The 21,646-nt window shown below is 63.9% G+C and carries 19 protein-coding genes and 1 riboswitch; of the genes, 12 read left to right on the top strand and 7 right to left on the bottom strand.

Going from position 1 to position 21,646, the window contains the following annotated elements; all coding sequences use genetic code 11:
• Nucleotides 1–370 precede the first annotated feature (370 nt).
• From KR541_RS18780 to KR541_RS18740, 8 genes are all read left to right on the top strand, one after another.
• Nucleotides 371–1,183, top strand: a complete 813-nt coding sequence (locus KR541_RS18780) for a hypothetical protein (RefSeq protein WP_204384020.1) — start codon at nucleotides 371–373, stop codon at nucleotides 1,181–1,183.
• Between the two features lie 123 nt (nucleotides 1,184–1,306).
• Nucleotides 1,307–2,122 (top strand): MipA/OmpV family protein, encoded by an 816-nt coding sequence (locus tag KR541_RS18775; RefSeq protein ID WP_204384021.1) that lies wholly within the window; start codon nucleotides 1,307–1,309, stop codon nucleotides 2,120–2,122.
• 8 nt (nucleotides 2,123–2,130) lie between these two features.
• Nucleotides 2,131–2,805: a response regulator transcription factor gene (locus KR541_RS18770; RefSeq protein ID WP_050018086.1), complete on the top strand. Its 675-nt coding sequence runs from the start codon at nucleotides 2,131–2,133 to the stop codon at nucleotides 2,803–2,805.
• Nucleotides 2,806–2,855: 50 nt separating this feature from the next.
• Nucleotides 2,856–4,208: a sensor histidine kinase gene (locus KR541_RS18765; protein ID WP_050018087.1), complete on the top strand. Its 1,353-nt coding sequence runs from the start codon at nucleotides 2,856–2,858 to the stop codon at nucleotides 4,206–4,208.
• Between the two features lie 1,200 nt (nucleotides 4,209–5,408).
• A complete protein-coding gene (locus KR541_RS36730) occupies nucleotides 5,409–7,043 on the top strand; it encodes a phenylacetate--CoA ligase family protein (RefSeq protein WP_252996668.1) in 1,635 nt (544 codons plus the stop codon).
• Between the two features lie 249 nt (nucleotides 7,044–7,292).
• A riboswitch (SAM-I-IV-variant riboswitch) is annotated at nucleotides 7,293–7,396 on the top strand.
• Between the two features lie 42 nt (nucleotides 7,397–7,438).
• Nucleotides 7,439–7,843, top strand: coding sequence for a hypothetical protein (locus tag KR541_RS18750; protein WP_216089715.1), 405 nt, complete (start codon nucleotides 7,439–7,441; stop codon nucleotides 7,841–7,843).
• A gap of 64 nt (nucleotides 7,844–7,907) precedes the next feature.
• Nucleotides 7,908–9,638, top strand: coding sequence for a DUF4236 domain-containing protein (locus KR541_RS18745; RefSeq protein WP_124630892.1), 1,731 nt, complete (start codon nucleotides 7,908–7,910; stop codon nucleotides 9,636–9,638).
• A 336-nt stretch (nucleotides 9,639–9,974) separates the two neighbouring features.
• The gene (locus KR541_RS18740) at nucleotides 9,975–10,469 is read left to right on the top strand and encodes a hypothetical protein (protein ID WP_124630891.1); all 495 of its coding nucleotides are present in this window, start codon (nucleotides 9,975–9,977) and stop codon (nucleotides 10,467–10,469) included.
• Between the two features lie 211 nt (nucleotides 10,470–10,680).
• Here the strand turns inward: KR541_RS18740 and glmS are convergent, their stop codons facing one another.
• On the bottom strand, nucleotides 10,681–12,510 hold the full coding sequence (gene glmS / locus KR541_RS18735; RefSeq protein ID WP_089488989.1) for a glutamine--fructose-6-phosphate transaminase (isomerizing): 1,830 nt from the start codon (nucleotides 12,508–12,510) through the stop codon (nucleotides 10,681–10,683).
• Between the two features lie 156 nt (nucleotides 12,511–12,666).
• Between glmS and KR541_RS18730 the strand changes: the two genes are divergently transcribed.
• Nucleotides 12,667–13,158: an Lrp/AsnC family transcriptional regulator gene (locus KR541_RS18730; RefSeq protein WP_050018089.1), complete on the top strand. Its 492-nt coding sequence runs from the start codon at nucleotides 12,667–12,669 to the stop codon at nucleotides 13,156–13,158.
• 29 nt (nucleotides 13,159–13,187) lie between these two features.
• On the opposite strand, the gene panB is transcribed toward KR541_RS18730, so the two are convergent.
• Complete coding sequence (gene panB / locus KR541_RS18725; protein WP_124630889.1) at nucleotides 13,188–14,042, bottom strand: 3-methyl-2-oxobutanoate hydroxymethyltransferase; 855 nt, start codon at nucleotides 14,040–14,042, stop codon at nucleotides 13,188–13,190.
• A 77-nt stretch (nucleotides 14,043–14,119) separates the two neighbouring features.
• On the opposite strand from panB, the gene KR541_RS18720 reads away from it, so the two are divergent.
• On the top strand, nucleotides 14,120–14,938 hold the full coding sequence (locus KR541_RS18720) for an AraC family transcriptional regulator (RefSeq protein ID WP_089488992.1): 819 nt from the start codon (nucleotides 14,120–14,122) through the stop codon (nucleotides 14,936–14,938).
• Between the two features lie 13 nt (nucleotides 14,939–14,951).
• Here the strand turns inward: KR541_RS18720 and KR541_RS18715 are convergent, their stop codons facing one another.
• Together KR541_RS18715 and KR541_RS18710 are read right to left on the bottom strand one after the other, a co-directional pair.
• On the bottom strand, nucleotides 14,952–15,485 hold the full coding sequence (locus KR541_RS18715) for a methylated-DNA--[protein]-cysteine S-methyltransferase (RefSeq protein WP_089488993.1): 534 nt from the start codon (nucleotides 15,483–15,485) through the stop codon (nucleotides 14,952–14,954).
• Nucleotides 15,482–16,954 carry a bifunctional transcriptional activator/DNA repair enzyme AdaA gene (locus KR541_RS18710; RefSeq protein WP_216089714.1) on the bottom strand — a complete coding sequence of 491 codons (1,473 nt, stop codon included), beginning with the start codon at nucleotides 16,952–16,954 and terminating at the stop codon, nucleotides 15,482–15,484. The genes KR541_RS18715 and KR541_RS18710 overlap by 4 nt, the downstream gene beginning before the upstream one ends.
• A gap of 324 nt (nucleotides 16,955–17,278) precedes the next feature.
• Between KR541_RS18710 and KR541_RS18705 the strand changes: the two genes are divergently transcribed.
• On the top strand, nucleotides 17,279–18,571 hold the full coding sequence (locus KR541_RS18705; RefSeq protein ID WP_050018104.1) for an MFS transporter: 1,293 nt from the start codon (nucleotides 17,279–17,281) through the stop codon (nucleotides 18,569–18,571).
• A gap of 78 nt (nucleotides 18,572–18,649) precedes the next feature.
• On the opposite strand, the gene KR541_RS18700 is transcribed toward KR541_RS18705, so the two are convergent.
• A complete protein-coding gene (locus tag KR541_RS18700; protein WP_050018094.1) occupies nucleotides 18,650–19,753 on the bottom strand; it encodes a LacI family DNA-binding transcriptional regulator in 1,104 nt (367 codons plus the stop codon).
• A gap of 70 nt (nucleotides 19,754–19,823) precedes the next feature.
• On the opposite strand from KR541_RS18700, the gene KR541_RS18695 reads away from it, so the two are divergent.
• On the top strand, nucleotides 19,824–20,660 hold the full coding sequence (locus KR541_RS18695) for an NAD-dependent epimerase/dehydratase family protein (RefSeq protein WP_050018095.1): 837 nt from the start codon (nucleotides 19,824–19,826) through the stop codon (nucleotides 20,658–20,660).
• 19 nt (nucleotides 20,661–20,679) lie between these two features.
• On the opposite strand, the gene KR541_RS18690 is transcribed toward KR541_RS18695, so the two are convergent.
• Nucleotides 20,680–21,000, bottom strand: a complete 321-nt coding sequence (locus tag KR541_RS18690; RefSeq protein ID WP_050018096.1) for a DUF1330 domain-containing protein — start codon at nucleotides 20,998–21,000, stop codon at nucleotides 20,680–20,682.
• 153 nt (nucleotides 21,001–21,153) lie between these two features.
• Entirely contained in the window at nucleotides 21,154–21,612 is a 459-nt protein-coding gene (locus KR541_RS18685; RefSeq protein WP_050018097.1) for a MerR family transcriptional regulator, read from the bottom strand.
• Nucleotides 21,613–21,646: the final 34 nt, after the last annotated feature.

Below are 21,646 nucleotides of genomic sequence, written 5' to 3'. Positions count from 1 at the left end.
ACCGGCGCGCGGTGTGTAAGCCCGCCGATCGGATGCCGGAAAAGGCATCTTTCAACATACAAATTCGCCGCCGGATGGTTCGGTGGCGCACGTGAATGGCGGGCTGGATTCGGACGGAATCCGCGAGTCAGGCGATGGCGCGGGACGCGTTTGCGGATGGCCGATGGGCACCGCTGCTCGCTTTCCGTCGGTTGTTGTCGCCAAGGCAACACGGTAGTGTTGTGTTGGCCGTTGACGTGCCGCCGGGCCGACAAGGAGCCTATGGCGAGGCGTGCCGGCATCGGCGAATTTCAAGCGGCGGGTGCGTTGCCGATCGTTCCGCCCTATAGTGCTCGTCGTTTATCGATCCGCAAGCAATCGGGAGTTCGTCGTGTTTCACCGGAAATTCAAATTGGGTTGTTCGCGCTTCGCGTGCATCGTCGCCGTGACGACGATGCTGGCGCCCGTCGCGGCGCGTGCGGAGGGGGAGGCCGTCGGCGGCGCGACGCACGTCGCGTCGGCTGTCGATCACGACACGTCCCCGGCACGACCGATTGTCGGCGACGATCCGGTTGCCATCCGGGAGGCGCTGCAGAAGGTGCACGCCAGCACGCTCGCGCCTTCGTTGCGTGACCGGGTTCGCGGCGCCGTCGCCGGTGCCGCCGGCCGGCACGGCGCGAATCCCGACCTGGCGGCCGTCGGTCTGGACCGTGACGTGACCTTCGTGGTGCCGGTGCGGTACGGGCTGAGATACCGGTCGCGGCGGCAGTTGCTGACGCTGGATGTCGACCTGTTCGATGCGGAGCGCGACGGCCGGGACGGCATCCTGCTCAGCAAGGTGACGAAGGGGCCGCGCGGGCGCGGGCTCGTGATTGCTCCGGAAGCGAAGGCGAAAGGGTACGTCCAGCACGTCGACATCATCGAGCTCGACGCCGGACAAGGCAAAAAGACCACGGTTCGGAGCCGCATGCACCTTTCGCCCGCCGAGTACGCGCAAACGCATGGCGACTTCGCGCTGGTTTTTTCCGGACGCCTGGTTCGGCCTTACCTGACCGAACAAACCGAACATGCCGACCCGAGTATCGAGGAGCCGACGGACATTTCGACGCGGATCTCCACGGTGCACATGGATCTTCGTGATATCTCGCTGGTGAGTCCGTCGAGCGGCGTCGTGGTGTCGAAGAAGCTGCGGTTGTCGAAGTAGGGGGCGGGCGGGTCGTGCAGGCGCGCGGAGAGGCCTTGGACGATATTTTTCCTGGTAAGTGAGCGGTAAGTCGACTGGTCCTACAGTAGCCCCGGTTTCGACCCTCGACACCAGGAAACGATTGTGAAAATTGCCTCTCGCCGCGCCCGCCCGTTATGGCTGATTGCCGCTTCATTCGCACTTTCATCTGCTTCCGCGTGGGCGGACGACGGCAGGAGCCCGCCCGATCCCGACAATACAGGGCTGACCATCCTCAACAACGCGACCAACGTCACGCATTGGGGATTGGGCGCGGGCGTCGGCATCGAGCCGTCGGCCTACAGGGGCGACGGCACCCGCGTATTGCCTTTTCCGCTGGTCTACTTCGACAACAAATGGGTGCAGGCCATCGGCACCACGGTCGATCTGAAAATCGGCAACTGGAGCGGCGTCAATGTCGCGCTGCGTGGCCAGTTTTCGCTGTTCGATGGATACAGCGGCTCGGATGCCCCGATCCTGAACGGCATGGAAAAGCGCAAGGGCGCGTTGTGGTATGGGCCCGCACTGTCATGGAGCACCGGCTTCGGCACGTTGTCGGGTAGCTTCCTGCTCGGCGGAAACAAGGGCGAGCGCGCGAAAATCGGCTTCGAGAAGGCGTTCGAGCTCGGCGCGTTCTCGATCACGCCGCATGTCGGCGCGGAATGGCTGAGCAACAAATACGTCGACTACTATTACGGCGTGCGACCATCCGAGGCGCGTGCGTGGCGCCCCGCCTACAGCGCGGGTTCGGCCGTGAACGTGTCGGCCGGCACCCGTTTCGACTATCGGTTGACGAAGCAGCAGACGATGTTTGTGGACGTCGGCGTGTCGCGTCTCGGCGACGGCATCACCGACAGTCCGCTCGTCGGCAGGCGGTTCGTTCCCCAGGCCCGGATCGGCTACATGTATCGGTTCAAGTGAGTGCGAGCATGCCAAGAGTGGCGATAGTCGAGGATCACGAACGCCTGGCCGGCCTGTTGTCTCAGGCCTTGGCCGCGGCGGGCATCGAATCCGACCGGTTCGGCAATACCCGGGAAGCCGCTTACGGTATCGACCGGGCCGATTACGCGCTGCTGATCGTCGACCGCGGATTGCCCGACGGAGACGGCCTGACGTTCCTGCGGACGCTGCGCGCGGCGGGCCGCATGATGCCTTGCCTGATGCTGACGGCACGCGACGCGTTGCATGACCGCATCGACGGACTCGAAAGCGGCGCCGACGACTATGTGACCAAGCCGTTCGAAATGACCGAACTCGTCGCCCGCGTACGCACGCTGATGCGGCGTCCGGCGCTGCTCACGACCCTCGTCGCATCGTTCGCGGATGTGACCGTGGACCCGCCGCAGCGCGCGATGCGCTGCGGCGACCGGACGGTGCTGCTGGCGCCGGCCGAGCTGCAGGTCATGCTCTGCCTGATCGAAGCCGCGGGCCGGACCGTCCGGCATGCGGTACTCGAGCATGCCGCGTGGGGGCTCGCGGAGGCGGTCACGCCGAACGCGCTCGAGGTGACCGTGCACCGCTTGCGCAAGAAACTGACGGCGATCGGCACAACGACGCGGCTCACCAATATCCGCGGCGCCGGCTTCGCGCTGCGGGACGCGTGACGATGCTTCGCCGCGTGTCACCCGTTGCTGCTCCCTGGTAAAAAAACGCCATGTTCCGTCATTGGATCCTGCGCCTGTCGACGCGTCTGTGGGTGACCAACGTCGCCGCGTTCGCCATCAGCCTGGCGCTGCTGTCCGTGCTTTCCATCTATTTTCTGGATCGATATCCGGAGTTCTTGGGAAGGCGCCAGCAGATGGAGAGCATCCGTCATATCGTGGACGGAATGCATTTCGATGCGGCCGGGCGCCCGGCATCCGTGCGATTGGGCGAGCATCCGGCGGTGATGTTCCGGCTCTTGCCGGCCGACGTGAAGTATCGCGTGCTCGATGCGACGGGGAAGGTGTTGCTGGCGTCGGTGCCTTCGAGCGACGATCGACCGTGGCTGACGGAGAACCTCGCGACGGTGGCAGGCAAGGTGCTGCCCGCCACGATCGACGGCAAGGCGTACGCGGTCGCGACGCAGCGCGCGTTGAACGGGAGCGTCGTCTATTACGTGCAGGTGGCGCACAGCAGGCAACTCGTCGATGCGCTCGTCAGGACGCGGATCGATCCGATACCGAGGACCGTCGCGTATGTGCTCGTCATCGCGACCGTCATTTTCGGACTGACGCTGCCGTTGACGATCGGTCACGTGCTGAAGCCGTTGCGGGAGGTATCGCGTGCCGCGCGGGAAATCGAGCCGCGCAACCTGAAGACGCGGCTGTCGTCGGCCGGGATTCCCAGCGAGATCAAGCCGCTGATCGATGCGTTCAACGACGCGCTGACCCGGCTCGAGAATGGCTTCGCGGTGCAGCAGCAGTTTCTGGCCGACGCCGCGCACGAGTTGCAGACGCCGCTCACGCTGGTCAGAGGGCAGATCGAGCTGCAGCCCGACATCAGCCATAAGGCGCTTTTGCTTCGCGAGATCGATTTGATGGCCCGGCAGGTCAAGCAACTCCTGCATCTGGCTGAAGTCAGCGAAGCGCAGAACTTCAGTTTCGGTGATGTGAGCGGCGTCGACGTCGCGCGGGACGTCGTGAGCCTGCTGGCCGGCAAGGCCGATGCGAAGCAGGTGACGCTTCATATCGAAGCGCGCGATTCCGCGGCGCCGATACGCGCGGACGGCGGGGCGCTTTTCGTCCTGCTCAAGAACCTTATCGAGAATGCGATCAATGCGTCGCCGTCGGGCGGTGTCGTCGTGCTGACCGTTCTCGAGACGGCGATTCATATTGAAGATGAGGGGCCGGGTATTCGGCGGGAACATCTGCCGCTGCTTTTCGACCGATACTGGCGGGCGCCGGATTCGCGATATGACGGTGCGGGGCTCGGGCTGGCAATCTGCAGGGAGATTGCGGAGGCTCATCAATGGAAGTTGACGGTCGATGTGCTGATGACGGGGACGCGGTTTAGTGTTTGGTTTTAGTCGGGGCGGTTGTCTTGGCTGGCAGCGCAAGCGCGACAGGGGCGCATGCGTGCGGGTATTTCGATCAGGCGCATCTCATTCGCGATTTTCATCGACTGCTAGGAAAGGCACCGGCCGCCTATCGTCGGGATGGCCGGCAGCGTCAAGGTCGGCCGCAGGCGCACGTGAACTGATTCCGGCCCTCGTGTAAGATGCGCACAACTTCGCCCGGTCTTGAGAGGGACCGGATTCTCGCGCCGCAGCGGCAATTTGCCGAACAACAACAAGGAAGCCACGAGAGATGCCGGGGATTTCCACTGAAGCCTTTTCTGTCTGGCACGCGATTCTGTCCGTTGCCCGGCATGCACCGTCGCCGCACAACGTTCAACCATGGCGCGTGCAACTGATTTCGGACGAATGCGCCGAACTGTTCGTCGATGGCACGCGTACGTTACCGAAGGAAGACACGACCGGGTCATTCCTGTTGTCCGCGATGGGCATGTTCATCGAAGCGATCGATCTGCTCGCGGCACCACACGGTTTGCGTGTCGAATGGCAGTTGCATCGCCCGGTACGGGAACTGGCGGCCGTCATGTCCCAGCCGACCCTGCCGGAATTGATTCCGTTCGCTGCGTTGCGGCTCGTCGCCAACCCCGGGGCGCCGAGCGAGGACCTGTCGGCGCTGATGATGGCGCGCCGCACGTCGCGCATTTCGATGGACCCGACACCGGTACCGGACGCGGCCGTCACGCAACTGGCAGCGCTGGCCGACGAATGGGGGCATCGCTATACCCATGTATCGGGGGCCGAACGGGTCGAGCCGATCATCGCCGCGAACATCGATGCCGTGTTCCACGACATGAACGTCGCGGATTACCACGATGAAATCACCGGGTGGTTTCGCTTCACCGAACGCTCGACGGCGCTGCATCGCGACGGTCTCGACTGGCGCTGCATGAACCTGTCGCGCGCGGAGTTCTGGCTTTCCGCGCATCTGTCGAAAATCCTGACGTTCAAGCCGACGCGTTTTTACTTCAGGCACCGGTATCGCGCGCAACTGGGCCACGTACCCGCGATCGGCGTGCTGAGCGGCGATTTCTTCAACCCGGAGAATGCGATCGAGTCGGGCCGTTTCCTGCTGCGCTTCTGGCTTGCCCTGACGAGCCTCGGGCTGTACCTGCATCCGTACGGCAACCTGGTCACGAACCCCGGCGCCGCCGCATGGTTCAGTGCGCACACCGGTGTCGACGGGGCATGGCTCGTCTTCAAGGTCGGCTACTCGCGTACACCGCCGCAAAGCCAGCGCAGGGCGCTCGCCGACATCCTTGTCGACGCGACGGTTTCGTCCCATTCTCCGAGATCTGCATGAATACGCTCCACCGTCTGTTTCTCGAAACCATTCTTTGGACGCTGTGGTTTCTTCGCCGGGTGATCAGTGTCGATGGACGTCTTTACGTGTTCCTCAACGCACCGGTGTTTCAACCTTATCTGGCCTATGTTGGCCGCTTGCGCGCTCGCGTAGCCTTCCTCAAAGCGAGCACGACGTGCCCGGCCTACGTCGAGTTCCTGAAGGCCGAGGGTTACAAGGCTGGCGGAAGATGGCGGCTATCGGACCTGCCCGCGATGACCAAGGAGAACTACATCAAGCGCTACTCGATCGAACAGCGCTGCTATGGCGGGGCCATTCCGAAGTCGGGCGTCGTCATCGACGAATCGTCGGGGTCCACCGGCCAGCCGAACAACTGGGTGCGCAGCGCGGCCGAACGCAGCGACGTCAAGCGCATCCTGCAACTGAACTATCAGTTGGTGTTTCGCGATTCCGGCAAGATGCTGCTGAACTGTTTTGCGCTCGGGCCGTGGGCAACGGGCATGAACGTGTCGATGTCGCTCGTCGACGTCGGGATCATGAAGTCCATCGGACCGGACAAGGCCAAGCTGATCAACACGCTGAAGCTGTTCGGGCCGAAATATCAGTACCTGATATTCGGCTATCCGCCGTTTATCCGCTCGGTAGTCGACGAATGCGATCTCGACCTGTCGCCTTATCACATCGATTTCATCGTCGGCGGCGAGGGCTTGTCGGAAGCGTTGCGCGATCATTTGCTGCGCAAGGCGAGCACGGTCATTTCGTCGTATGGCGCGTCGGATCTCGAGATCAACATCGGCGTCGAGACTCCGACGACGATCGGTTTGCGGCGCACGTTGCTGAGCCGCCCCGAATTGTGTCGTGAACTGTTCGGTCGCGATACGCCGCCGATGCTCTTCCAGTACAACGCGCTCGACTACGTGATCGAAACGAATACCGACGGTGAACTGCTGGTGACCATCGGCCGTCAGTCCGGTGCGGCGCCGAAGATCCGCTACAACATTCGCGATTCGGGCGGGACGTATCGATTCCGCGAACTGAACAGGCGCCTGTCGGCACATGGCATACGCCTGACGGACTTCGCATCGCGGACCAGCCACTTCCCGTTCCTGTTTGTCTACGGCCGCAACGATTCGAGCGTACCGTTCTACGGTGCGAAGGTTTTCCCGTCCGATATCGAGCAGGTTCTGTCCGCTTCCCCGACGCTGCACGATGCAATCAGCACGTTCCAGCTCGCCACCACCGAGGATGCGAACCTGACGAGCTTCCTGCACATTCATATCGAGCGTGCGTCGACCAGTGCGCCGATGCCGCTTGACGACGCAGTACTGCATGCCGAGATGTTCGAGGGTATGAAGCGCGTGAACCAGGATTTTCGTGAGGTATCGAGGCTGTTCGATCCGACGCAAGTGATCGTGCATGTGCACGATCACGATACGGGGCCCTTTCAGGGGCGCGATATTCGGATCAAGAACAAGTACATCGCGTGAGGGCGGGAGGGGGATGCGTTTGGGCAGCGTCGCTTCACGCCGGGTCATCCGGCGTATTCCCTTATCGCTCATCCCGGTCCGGCGGCCTCTACTGATTGTCCTCGGACTTGGACGTCGCCGGACTCCCCCTCTCGTATGAGGGCCGGATCGGTGGAGCCTTCCCACTGAAATGTGGCTTTCACCGGACAGCTTGTCAGCGGCCGGATTTTCGATATAATGAATCAACGTTCGGAATGTCGAACGTGAAAATTCAAGCATCCAGAGTCGGGTTTTCCGACGCCAACCTGCCCTCCCGGGCAAGGTGGACGCCCTTGAGGCGATGCGGCCGATCGACGGCAACGAAACGGGAGCAGCATGGCTGGCACCGGTTCGATAACCATTCATCCGGAGCAACCATGAGCCAAGTTTCCTCCGCTTCCCGCCCGACCGTCTGTGAAGACTGGTCGCATTTTCTTCCCGGTTTTACGTTGACGCACACGGTTCATCTCGTTTCGAGACGGAATCCGGGTATTGTCTCGACCGCGGCTGCTGTGCTCGAAGGTGAAACGGCGACCGTCGATCGGTGGGCCATCACCCGCTCTGGCGACGTTCTCGAACAAAAAATCGTGCTCGGTGAAATGACGGAAGGGCAAGCGGTTCGGCTGCGAGAGCGGCTGGCTGCGCTGGATGGTGTGCTCCGGACCAGGGTCGAGCATCATTTCGTTCGGGGTGGTTCGGCGGCGGCCGGACATGCGTCGGAGTCTTATAGCCGAGCGACGGATTTATCTTGTACTATCGACCAAACAGAATACAAACTATGACCAAATTCCACAGTGCTGATGCGACTTAGCGTGGCACCGCTGGAGCTCGTGGAGCAGAAGAAAAATGGGCTGGGGCTTTCGAAAAAGCATCAAGGTCGCACCGGGCATCCGCATTAATTTCAGCAAGAGCGGCGTCAGCACATCAATCGGCGGAAAAGGCTTCACTTACAACACACGGGGCCGTATCACTACAAGCATCCCTGGTACGGGGATTCGCCATACGCATTCGCTGAAGAGCGCCAAGCGAACGTCGAAACCGGTCAGTTCTGTTGTTGCTGGAAGCCGAAATTTTGGCACCAATGGCTTTGAACGCCTATCAAAGCGGGAGCAAGCGACGCGGGACTTCGTCGTGATGGTCAAAACACGCACGACTACTGCCTTGGTCGATTACTTCTTCTCGCACGGCGTGTACGTCGACACTGAAGACTTGAGCGAGGCGGTGACTCTGGAAGACCACCAGGGCTTCCTCGAATCAATTTCCCCCGAGTTCGAGACAACGACGAACGCAATCCGACTTGCAGTTGACATCGGCTCAATCTCGCTTGCAGAGAAAGAGAAGGCGATGCGTGCGGTGTACGAGATTGAAAAGAAATGCGCCGAGCATCACGGGAACCTGAAAGATCTAAGTGACGCTGCATCTGCGTTGCTGGCGGCAGTGCGAAGCTATCCGGCAACGCCGTCGTTGACCGGATCGCTCATTGCCGGTCTGTTCGGCGCTTTCCTCATCCCAGTCGTGAACATCGTTGCAGGCTTTGTTGTTATCGCAATTGCGCTTCTCTATGGTAGTGGCAAGGCCTTGAGTTACTTTCGAGAGCGGGATGCTGCCCTGGCGCTTATCGAAGAACGAGACCAACACTTCGAATCGCTATTGGTAGCTGAAATCACTCCGCGCCCGGCGCTGCGGTCAACTCGCGATACCGTAAAGCCGAAAGTCATTGGATTCGGTATCACTGTACTTGTCGCTATGATCGCCGCTTTGGCAATGCACCTGTTGAAGCCGGAGGCAGCTGGGACGAACACCACGGCATCTTCGGCTCAAGCTACTAGCGACGGCGCCGTTTCTCAAGCGTCGATGGCCAGCGGAAGTCCGGCAGCTAGCAAATTCGCCTGGATGATCGGAAAGCCGTCGTATGAAGTTGTGAACGATCACCGCTTCAAGGCTGCGTTCGGAAGCGTATCTCGTGCAAGCTGGAAAAAAATATCAGACCGTCTTATGGTGGGAAGTCAATCTGGAATTGAACTGAAAGACGGGTTCCTCGTTGGAGAGGGGTGCAAAGCTCATCAGTGCAGCTCTGAGAAAGCCGTGTTTGCCATCAACGAGAGCACCGGTAAAGGCGTGCTTATGATGATGGAAACGTCGGACAATACTCCCGTTTTCACGACGTACGGAGCCGCGAATGTGTCTATCGAGGGGACGCCGTTGGCCGGTTGGAAGCAACAGCAGATTGATGAATACCCGTTTTCGGCAAGCTCGGGGTCGGGGCAAGGCGCTCAAACGACCGCAGCTCTGTCCGCGACCTATCCGACAAGCTTCGACTGCTCGAAGTCTCGTTCGGACGCCGAGCATCTGATTTGCAATGACGCTGCGCTGGCTGCTGCTGATGTCGAGTTGGCTGACATCTACACGAAAGCCAAAGCTGCTGTAACGGACCAAGCTGCTTTTCGCGAAAGAACGCGCGGGCAATGGAACTATCGGGAGAGGAAATGCCATGACAGAGAATGTCTCGTACGATGGTACGCTGACCAAAAGAATGCGTTAGGCGAAATCGCGGCAACAGGTGTTGTCGGTCCGTAATTTGTCTATGGCTGGACTAGAGCAAACAGATAGCGTCAGATCGTCTGACTCAGTTCGGCCACAAAGAGCCATTCACCACCGCGTAGTTCGGTCATTCAGTTTCCAGTTCCGCTTTGCAATCGACCATTCGATCGATAAAGTCGAACGCTACCTCACAATCAAAGCGATCGCAGCCGATTCCCGAGCCTCGTTCCTTTTCTGGTGGGGATTGGGGCGTCACTCAATCGGTGGTGACGGCAGTCTGCCTCTATTTCCGACACGGCCCTCAAGTTTCGATCTTTATTGTCGTTAACGATATGCCATCGAGGCAAGGCATATGGATAACAGGATAACAAATTGAAATCGCGCTACCCACTTATTGCATCGGCACTGACCTCGGCGCTTGCCGGATGCGCCATTGCCGTCGCTCCACAGTATGCGGAGCCAACAGGCGGCGATACCGCCTTACTAACCTTCGCGAAAAACGATTATTTTTTGGTTTTGCCTAGCATATTCGGAAATGCATCCAATTGCACGGACCGAAATCGCCTACCGGCGATACCTAACAATGGCGATGTAACTCGAACAGTTGTCGCGGGACAACCACTGTCGATCTCACTCTTGCGCGCTCGGGATTACTTCTCGGAAGCATGCACTCGCATTCTGACCTTTACGCCGGAGAGCGGTCATCACTATACCGCCATGATAAAAGGATACCGAAACGAGTGCCGCATCGAACTTTCGGATGCGGGAGCCTTGAGTGAAGAATCGACGAGCATCCAACCCGTCCAGTATGTCGATCGAAAAGTACTCCGACCATTCCTCGAAAATGGTGCGTTCTGCACCGAGTGATGCGACGGGAGTCGGTTGATCTTCACAACGTTAAAAAGTCATCGCAGTCTGGCCGGGCAACTCCCGGCCATTTCCCCTCTAACGCGTGCGATGCGCGCTCTGCTGCGATGTAACGCTCCGCCGACCTGATCTGACACTAGCCGAAACTGAATCGAGGCTTTGTAATCGAAATTAATGCACCTGAGCACACAATAAGAGCGCGAAGCCCCCCTCACTCCACCGTCACCGACTTAGCCAGATTCCTCGGCTTATCAATATCCGTCCCCCTTGCCAGCGCAGCGTGATACGCGAGCAGTTGCATCGGCACCGTATGCAGGATCGGCGACAACGGCCCGTAGTACTCGTTGAGCCGAATCACCTCGATCCCTTCACTCGGCACCAACCCACAGTCCACATCCGCGAACACGAACAGCCGCCCATTCCGCGCACTGACCTCATGCATGTTCGACCTGAGCTTTTCAAGCAGCATGTCATTCGGCGCAACCGCGATCACCGGCATTTCATTGCTGACGAGCGCCAGCGGCCCATGCTTGAGCTCCCCCGCCGGATAAGCCTCCGCATGAATATAGGAAATCTCCTTCATCTTCAGCGCGCCTTCCAGCGCGATCGGATAATGCATCCCGCGCCCGAGAAACAGCATGTTGTCGCGTCGCGCGAGCAACTCCGACCACGCCATGATCTGCGGTTCGAGCGCGAGCACCTTCGACATCGCATCGGGCAGATGCCGCAGCGCGCGCAAATGTTCCTTTTCTTCATCGTCACTCAACCGCCCGCGCACCTGCGCCAGCGACAGCGTCAACAGGAACAGCGCAACGAGCTGCGTCGTAAACGCCTTCGTCGAAGCCACGCCGATCTCGACCCCCGCACGCGTCACGAACTGCAGCGCACATTCGCGCATCAGCGCACTCGTCGCGACGTTGCAGATCGCGAGCGTGTGCATCATCCCGCTGCGTTTCGCGACGTGCACGGCCCCAAGCACATCAGCGGTTTCACCGCTCTGCGACACCGCAACCACCAGCGTGCGCGGATTCGGCACACTGTCGCGATAACGAAACTCGCTGGCGATCTCCACGCTGGCCGGCAGCTTCGCGATGCTCTCGATCCAGTACTTCGCGGTCAGCGCCGCGTGATAGCTGCCGCCGCACGCGAGCAGCAGCACCGAATCGACGTCGTTGAACACGCGCCACGCGCCGTCGCCGAACAGCTCGGGCATGATCGACGAAACGTCGAGCAGCGTATCGGCCACGGCCTGCGGCTGTTCGAAGATCTCCTTCTGCATGTAGTAGCGATACGACCCGAGATCGGCCGCGCCGCTATGCGCGGCGACGCGTTGCACCGCGCGCTCGACGCGCTGGCCGTTCGCATCGACGATCCAGTAGCGATGCAGCTGGATATCGGCGACGTCGCCGTTCTCCAGATAGGCAATGCGATCGGTGATGCCCGACAGCGCAATCGCATCGGACGCCAGAAAATTCTCGCCTTCGCCGACCCCGACGACGAGCGGCATCCCGTCGCGCGCGCCGACAATCCGGTGCGGCTCGTCGCGGCACATCACCGCGATCGCATAGCTGCCGCGCAGTCGCGCCACCGCACGCCGGACCGCATCGAACAGATCGCCGTCGTACAGGTGGTCGATCAGGTGCGTGATTGCCTCGCTGTCGGTCTGACTCGCGAATACATAGCCGTGCGCCTGCAGTTCCGCGCGCAGTTGATCGCAGTTCTCGATGATCCCGTTGTGCGACAGCGCGATGCGCGCATTCGCGTCGCTCGGCGAGAAGTGCGGATGCGCGTTGAGCGTGACGGGCGCGCCATGGGTGGCCCAGCGCGTATGCGCGATTCCCGTGTAACCGGACAACGCCAACTCGGCGATCTCGCGCTGCAGGTTGGCGACACGATCGACGCTGCGGGCGCGCGCCAGCGCGCGGTCGCGGTAGACCACGACGCCGCACGAGTCGTAGCCGCGGTATTCGAGCCGTTTCAGGCCGTCGACCAGGTTCGGCAGGATGTCCCGCTGGGCAACCGCCCCGACGATTCCACACATATCGCGCTCCGTAAATGTCCTGTCTGGATCAGTGAGAGCGATGGTAGAGCCAGTGAAATGGAATTAAATTTCAAAAAACTGCAAAACATGAAATTGGTGGATGATCGCCTATCATGTTGAAATTAAATTTCACTTTCTGACCGGAAGGAGTGCGCGATGGCCGGCATCACCCTCGACGACCTCGACCTGCGCATCCTCGCGATCCTGCAGGACGACGCGTCGGTATCGAACCTGCAACTCGCCGAGCGGGCGCTGTCGTCGCCACCTACCTGCATGCGTCGCGTGCGCCGGCTGACGGAGGCTGGCGTGATCCGTCGGCAGGTCGCGGTGCTCGATCCGGTCGCGATCGGCACGGGCGTCACCGCACTGATCGAGATCAGCCTCGACCGGCAGACGGCCGAAGACTACGACGCGTTCGAAGCGTACGTGTGCGCGGAGCCGGCCGTCACGCAGTGCTATCGCGTGTCGCCGGGGCCCGATTTCGTCGTGATCGCCGATCTCGCCGACGTCGCCGAATACGACGAATTCGCGCGGCGGCTGTTCACCGGCGCGTCGAACGTCCGCAACGTGCGAACGTTTTTCTCGACGCATCGCGCGAAATTCGAAGCGAACGCGCGGGTCGCGCACGCGATGCGCCAGCGCACCTAGCGTGCGGTAACCGCGTCGTTCGTCCCGCTTCACGCAGCCGGGGCCGCGCCCGGCAGTTGCAGCGGCTTGCCGTATCCGAAGCAATGCGCAGGTTCGGGAAACACGCGCTGCCGCACGTCGTGCGCGTACTGGCGGATCGCGTCGCGCATCACGGCGTTCGCATCCGCGTAGCGCTTCACGAAGCGCGGCGTGTACGCATCGAACGCGCCGATCATGTCCTCGGTCACGAGCACCTGCCCGTCGCACGCGGGCGATGCACCGATGCCGATCGTCGGGATCGTCAGCGTTTCGGTCAGGTGGCGCGCGAGCGCTTCGGCGGTGCCTTCGATGACGACACTGAATGCGCCGGCCCGCTCGGCCGCGCACGCGGCGTCGAACACCTGCGCGGCCGAACGCGGGTCCATGCCCTGCGCGCGGAAGCCGCCCGTCGCGTTGGCCTGCTGCGGCATGAGGCCGACATGCGCCATCACCGGAATGCCGCGATCGGTCAGGAAACGGATCGTGTCGGTCATCTCGCAGCCGCCTTCGAGCTTCACGGCCTGCGCGCCGGTTTCGGCGAGGAGCCGCGCGGCGGAGCGATAGGCTTGCGCGGGCGATTCCTGGAACGTGGAGAACGGCAGGTCGATGACGACGCACGCGTGCGCGGCGCCGCGCACGACGGCCGCCCCGTGTGCAATCATCATGTCGAGCGTGACGCGCAGCGTATCGGGCATCCCGTACAGGACCATGCCGACGGAGTCGCCGACGATGATCACGTCGGCCACGTCGTCGACGAGTTTCGCCATCGGCGCGGAATACGCGGTCAGCGACACGAGGCTGCCGATGCCTTTGGTCGAGCAGATCGCGGTGACGGTGTTGCGGGTGATGCGGGTATGAGCGCTCATGGGCGGAAGCCGTGTGACAAAGGAGCCGCCACGGTAGCATCGCGCTCGTTCGTGCAATGACCTTCGGAGGACGTCTTATGTTGCTGGCGGGACAACCCGGCGACCCTTACGCAGTGCCGCCGATGGCGCGCCTGCCGAGGCCGCTGTACGTGCGTGCGTTCGGGATTCCTCGCAACGTGAGCGTCGACGCGCACAGTCATCCGTGGGCGCAACTGATGTATGCGACGAGCGGCGTGCTCGAGGTGACGACACCGTCGAGCCGGCAACTGCTGCCGCCGCACTATGCGATGTGGATTCCGCCACACGTGCCGCACGCGGTGTCGACGCGCGATTGCGTCGCGTTCCACAGCCTGTATCTCGACGCAGCCATCGCGCGCGGCGACGTGAACGACGATTGCACGATCCTCTGCATGACGCCGCTGCTGCGCGAACTGGTGCTCGCGACCGGCGAGTTGCCGGTGAACTACGACGAGACGGGGCCCGACGGTGCGCTCGTGTGCCTGATCGCGGACCGGATCGCCCGCATGCAGCCGGCGCCGCTCACGGTGCCGCTCCCGCGCGATCCGCGCCTGCTGAAAATCGCGCGCGCGTTGCACGCGGCGCCGGGCGATACGCGCAGTCTCGACGAATGGGGCCATCAGGTCGGCGCGACGCGGCGCACGCTGTCGCGGCTGTTCCGGCAGGACACGGGGCTGTCGTTCACCGAATGGCGGCAGGCCGTGCGGCTGCTCGCGTCGCTGCCGCTGCTCGATGCGGGGGCACCGATCGGCACGGTGGCCGCGCAACTGGGTTACGACTCGACGTCGTCCTTCATCGCGCTGTTCCAGGCGAAATTCCGCGTGACGCCCGGCGCGTATGCGAAGCGTGAAGCGCGTCGGCCGGTGTTGAGCGTGTGATGCGTTCCGTCGATCAGAACGCGAGCGCTTGCTGCACCGGGTGCCGGGCATCGCGCGAAAACCCCGCGCCTTCGAGCGACAACAGCGCACGCTTGCGGTCGATGCCGCCCGCATAACCGGTCAGGCTGCCTGACGCGCCGACCACGCGATGGCACGGCACGATGATCGATACCGGATTGCGGCCGACCGCGCCGCCCACCGCGCGCGCGCCGCTCATCGGCAATCCGACGCGCTCGGTGATGTCGCCGTACGACACGAGTTCGCCGAACGGAATCGCAAGCAGTTCCTTCCATACGCGTTGTTGAAACGCGGTGCCGCGCAGGTGGATCGGCACCGAGAACGTGTCGCGCGCGCCGGTGAAGTACTCGGCGATTTCTTCCGCGACCCGGCGTGCGACCGGCGACCTGGCGAGCGCGTCCGCTTCGCGCACGATCGCCACCGACGGAAAGTATTTCTGGCCGACGAAGTACAGGCCGGTCAGCGCATCGTCCTCGATGCGCACGGCGATGTCGCCCAGCGGGCTCGGAATCAGGTGAGCGGGAGTCATCGCGCTACATCTCCATGAAGGCGCCACCCATGCAGGGCGGCATACGCGCGCCACGGCGCCCAGCGCGCCGCCGCGTGCGGTGCGGAGGACGGCCCGCGCGCGAGTTCGGTGCGAGCGGGCAGCCACGCGTCGTCGGCCGGGAACGCGTTCGGCCAGGCCATCGCGCGCATCGCGACGTACTGCACCGCGCGTTCGTCGAAGCCGGGCAGCGCGCGCAGCGCGGCGAGCGTCGCGTCGAGCGGCGCCATCGGTTCGAGCGCGAGCGTGCCGTCGTCGACGGCGCGGGCGACGGACACGATCGCGCGCGCCGTGTCGTGTTCGATGCCGATCGTTTCGAGGGCCGAAGGCGGCAGCGCGGCCAGCGTCGCGGCGCAAGGCAGTGCATGCGTGAGGCCCGGCGGCGCGCCGTCGACCGCCGTGCCGAAGCGTTCCGCGAGGCGGGCCAGCGACGGCGTATCCGCCTGCGCCGACGCAAGCTGCTCGCCGACGATCGCACGGATCGCGATCTCGATACCATCGAACGCACCGGGCACGCGCAGGCCCGGCGAGCCGCTTGCGAGATCGCCGAGATGCGCATCGATCACGTCGGGGCGGCTGTCGAGATCGAACAGCCGGCGCACGCGTGCGAGCACGGCCGGCACGACCGGCGTCAGCGCGGGCGACACGGTGACGGCCAGCGCGAAGCGCTGCGGCAGGTGCGCGACGGACAGCCAGCCGGTCACGCGGCGGCCGTCGTTCCGGTCGGGCAGGTCGACGATGCGGGCATAACGCTGCGCGTCGATCCGCTCGACGCCGTCGATCTGCCGCTGCGCGAGAAAACGCATCAGGTCGGCCCACGCGAACGGCGGCCGGTACGGCAGCGGAAAGGTCATGTCGCCGTCGGCCGCTGCACCGGCCCCCTTGCGCAGCCGCAGCGGATTGAGGCCGTAGCGCTGGCGGAACAGGTCGTTGAAGCGCCGCACGCTGCCGAAGCCGGCCGTCGACGCGACGACGGCCACGGGCAGCGCGGTATCGGTCAGCAGCCGCTTGGCCATCAATAGCCGCTGCGTCTGCGCGAACTCGACGGGCGACACGCCGAACTGCGCGCCGAAGATCCGCCGCAGATGGCGTTCAGTCACGCCGACGCGCCGCGCAAGCGCATCGACGGAATGCGCGTTCAGGAAACCGTCGTCGATCAGTGTCGCGGCCGCGTCGGCGAGATTGCCGGACAGGTCGAGCAGCCCGTGGCCGGGCGCGAGCTCGGGTCGGCAGCGCATGCAGGGCCGGAAGCCGGCTTTCTCGGCGGCCGCGGCGGTCGGGTAGTAGCTGCAGTTTTGCGCCTTCGGCGGCCGCACCGGGCAGACGGGGCGGCAATACACGCCGGTCGTCGCCACGCCGACGAAGAACCAGCCGTCGAAGCGGCGGTTCCGCGAAAGCAGGGCGTCGTAGCAGGTGTTGGGATCGAGGCGCATGCGACGACTGTAAACCATCCTCGCGGTCGATTCTGGCTGGAATCGGACATGTATGTCGGCCGCCCCGCGCCTGCCGCGCCGCGGCGGGAAAATCAGCGGAAAAACGGTTAATGCCACTCTGCGAAACAGTCGTCTCTTTTGCCGCGACCAATTTGAGATGACTCATCGAAATCCCCGACTGACACGGTACCGGCACGCGGCCTATCCTTTTGAAAAACGTTTTCCAGATTGGTTGGTGAAAAGGGCCCGTGCGTCAGCGCGTGGGCCGTTCGCCCCGGCGCCGGTCGCCGGTCAACGAACTTCGTGCGGCGCGACGGGCGCGACCGCGCATCGGAGACATTCATGCCTTCTGCCGTCGTCGGCGCGGTGCGCGCGGCCGCCAGCCGCTACCGCTGGACCGTTTGTGCGCTGCTGTTTTTCGCGACCGTCATCAACTACATGGATCGGCAGATCCTCGGCCTGCTCGCGCCGATGCTGCAGCACGACATCGGCTGGAGCCAGGTGCAGTACGGCCGCATCGTGATGGCGTTTTCGGCGTTCTATGCGCTGGGTCTGCTCGGCTTCGGGCGCATCGTCGACTGGCTCGGCACGCGCGTGTCGTACGCGGTGGCGATGCTGGTATGGAGCATCGCCGCGATGCTGCACGCGGCGGTCGGCTCGGTGACGGGCTTCGCGGCCGTGCGCGCGCTGCTCGGGATCGGCGAGGGCGGCAACTTCCCGGCCGCGATCAAGACGACGGCCGAATGGTTTCCGCGCCGCGAACGCGCGCTCGCGACCGGCATCTTCAACTCGGGCGCGAACATCGGCGCGGTGTTCGCGCCGGCGATCATCCCGGCGATCGCGGTGGCCTACGGCTGGCGCGCGGCGTTCGTGATCATCGGCGCGATCGGCATCGTGTGGCTCGCGGTGTGGCTGGTGATGTATCGCACGGCCGACACGCGCGCGCTCGCCGCGGAATACGACGAGCCGCGCGACGAAGCCGAGGCGCTCGACGCGGCGAACGCGAACGCCGGCGCGCCGCGCTGGGGCGAACTGATCCGCAAGCGCGAGACGTGGGCCTTCCTGGTCGGCAAGTTCCTGACCGATCCGGTGTGGTGGTTCTACCTGTTCTGGCTGCCGAAGTGGCTGAACGAGTCGCGCGGGATGGACATGCAGCACATCGGTTTGCCGCTCGTCTGCATCTATGCGCTGACGACGGTCGGCAGCATCGGCGGCGGCTGGCTGTCGTCGATGCTGCTGCGCGCGGGCTGGAGCGTGAACCGGGCGCGCAAGACGGCGATGCTGATCTGCGCATGCTGCGTGCTGCCGATCGCGTTCGTGTCGCAGGTGCAGAGCCTGTGGATCGCGGTGCTGATCGTCGGTCTCGCCGCGGCCGCGCACCAGGGCTGGTCGGCGAACCTGTTCACGACCGCGTCCGACCTGTTCCCGCGCCGTGCGGTCGCGTCGGTGGTCGGCATCGGCGGGATGGCCGGCTCGATCGGCGGCGTGCTGTTCTCGGAAGTGATCGGCCAGGTGCTGCAGCGCACCGGCCACTACTGGGTGCTGTTCGCGATCGGCGCGTCGGCCTACCTGATCGCGCTGGCCGTGATGCACGTGCTCACGCCGAAGATGAAGCCCGCGAAACTCGATGCGTGATGGCGTATCGGCCAAGCGACAACGCCGCCCTCGGGGCGGCGTTTTCAGTTCGGGGACGTGACGCGCGTCGCGATCGCGTCAGCCGGCCGAGGCCGTCGACGCGCGCATGATCAACCGCGGCTCGAACGTCGAATAGCTCGCGTCGGTGCGCCCGGCGAGCGCGTCGATCAGCTTCTGCATCGCGAGCTCGCCCATGTTCTCGCTCTGGATGTCGACGGTCGTCAGCGCGGGCGCCGCGTATTCGCCGTACGGCACGTTGTCGATGCCGGCCACCGACACGTCCTGCGGCAGCCGGAAGCCGAGCGACGCGGCTTCCTTCATGAAGCCGAGCGCGATCAGGTCGTTGTAGCAGATCACGGCCTGCGGGCGCTGCGGCCCGAGCATCACGCGGGAGCACGCGCGCTCGCCGGCCTCGGCGGTCGGCGCGTGCGCGTCGTGCACGTCGAGCGTGAGCCCCGCTTCGGCGAGGCAGTCGCGCGCGCCCTGGATCCGTTCGTCGTTCACGCGCGCGGTGCCGAAGCCGAGATACGCGATGCGCGTATGGCCGAGATTGAGCAGGTGGCGCGCGAGCATGTAGGTCGACAGCCGGTTGTCGATGCCGACGCTCGGAATCGGCAGGCCGGGGCTGCGGCGCAGCAGCACGAGCGGCTTGTTGAGGTCGAGCATCCAGCCGGCTTCGTCGTCGGGCATCCGCGTGCTGACGATCAGCCCGTCGACGCGCTGCGCGAGCGCCTCGATCAGCGAGCGTTCGCGCGCCTGGCTCTCTTCGGTATCGACGAGCAGCAGCGTGTAGTCGTGCTGCAGCGCGACGCGGTTCGCGCCTTTCACGACGTTCGTGAAGTGCGGGTTGCTGATATCGAGGATCACGAGGCCGATGGTGCGGGTGCGGCCGGTGATCATCGAGCGCGCGAGCGGGTTCGACCGGTAGCCGAGCCGCTCGATCGCCTCCTTCAGCCGTGCCTCGACGGTCGGCGAGAAGCGCTGCGTGCCGTTCACGTACTTCGATACCGTCGCGACCGACACGCCGGCTTCCGCGGCCACGTCGCGGATCGTCGAGGAAACTTTTTTCATGCGAAGGGTAACGTTTTCGTTCGATAACGCCCGATTGTGGCAGAAAAAGCCGGCGCGCAGATCGCAGCCGATATCGGGAAAGTGCGGATGGCTGCGAGCAGCTTCGACCATTGACGCTCGGCGTCGCGTCCGCGTATAGTTGGAAAACGTTTTCCGTCTTAGCCAGATCCAAGGAGATTCGATGAACGCCTCATCCCCCGCCGCGCGCAAACCGTTCGGCCGCCTGTTGCTGACGGGCGCGGCCGGCAACCTCGGCCGCCAGTTGCGCGGCGCGCTCGCCGACTGGGCCGACGTCGTGCGCGTCAGCGACATTGCGGCGCTCGGTGACGCGGCCGCGCATGAAGAGCTCCGCGTGGTCGACCTGGCCGACCGGCCGGCCGTGATGGATCTCGTCGACGGCGTGGACGCGATCGTCCACCTCGGTGGCATTTCGGTCGATGCGCCGTTCGACGATCTGGTCGGCGCGAACATCACCGGCACGTACAACCTGTACGAAGCCGCGCGCAAGCACGGCGTGAAGCGCGTCGTGTTCGCGAGCTCGAACCATGCGATCGGTTTCCATCCGGTCACCGACGTGCTCGACGCCGATGCGCCGCTGCGGCCCGACAGCCTGTACGGCGTGACGAAGTGCTTCGGCGAATCGCTGTCGCGCTACTATTTCGACCGCTTCGGGATCGAGACGGTGTGCCTGCGGATCGGGTCGTCGTTCGAGGTGCCGAAGAACCCGCGCATGCTCGTCACGTTTCTCAGCTATCGCGACTTCATCGAACTCGTGCGCTGCTCGCTGCTGACGAACCGCGTCGGGCACGCGATCGTCTACGGCGCGTCGGACAACCCGGTGAAGTGGTGGGACAACACGAAGGTCGGCTTCCTCGGCTTCCGCCCGCGCGACAGTTCCGAGCAGTTCGCCGGGCTGTTTCCGGTGACGGCGCCGACCGCCGAGTACGACGATCCCGCGCAGCGGTTCCAGGGCGGCGGGTTCGTCGTCGGCGAGCCGATGGAGCGGAAGGCGTCGTAAGCATCGTCGGCGTCGAGCCTCAACGCAGAATGTCGGTCGCCTTGTGCCGCTCGTCGACGCCGTCGATCAGGATCAACGGGCCGCTCGCGTGCCGTGCGCGCAGCGGCTGGATCTGCCGGTACGCATCCGATTCGTACCATTCGCGCGCGGTGTCGAGATCGGGAAACGCGATCGCGATCAGGTCGCCGCGCCACACGCCTTCGCGCACTTCGGGCCGTGCGCCGTGAATCACGAAATGGCCGTCGTACGGCGCGAGCGTGCCGTCGATCCGTTCGAGGTACTCGACGATGTCGTCGCACATGTCGACGTCATGCAGGTGGGCGATGGCGTAGGCGGTCATGGCAGGCTCCTTGGCGGGATGCGGTTCGAGAGTCGATGGAGCCATGATCGCGGCGCGCGCGGCGCGCGTCGATTACCTGCGACGTAAGCAACTCGCGACAACCGCGTTACATCGTGCTTCAGGCCGCGGCGCGCAATCCCGCAGTACAAACCATCACGCCCGCTTGCGCGCCGGCCGCACGACGGGCACGGGCTCCAGCGGCTCGGCAGCCTGCTCGCACAGCCGGTCGAGCATCCGCTGCGCGGCGCCCGCGCAATCCTCGCCGGCCGGCTTGTTCTCGATCTCGTCGATCAGCGTTTCCAGATGCTGCCGGTTCTGCGCGAGACGCCGTTCGAGCAGCGCGATTTCGTCGACCTTGTGCCGCAGCGCGACCAGCAGTTGATCGTGCGGCCATGCGCCGAGATCCGGCGGCAGCACCGCACGGATCTCGTCGAGCGAGAAGCCCGCGCCCTGCGCGCGGTCGATGATCGCGAGCCGCGTCAACGCTTCCGGACCGTACTCGCGATAGCCGTTCGCCTGCCGGCGGGCCGGCTCGAGCAGGCCGCTCGCCTCGTAGAAGCGGATGCGCGACGCCGCGAGGCCGCTCGCCTTCGCCAGTTCGCCGATTTTCATGGTGGGCTCCAAAAGGGCTTGACCTTAAAGTTGA

Source organism: Burkholderia sola, from assembly GCF_905400185.1.
GTDB classification, from domain to species: domain Bacteria; phylum Pseudomonadota; class Gammaproteobacteria; order Burkholderiales; family Burkholderiaceae; genus Burkholderia; species Burkholderia sola.
Note: the sequence above shows the minus strand (reverse complement) of the source record. Positions and strands in the feature narration are given on the sequence as shown.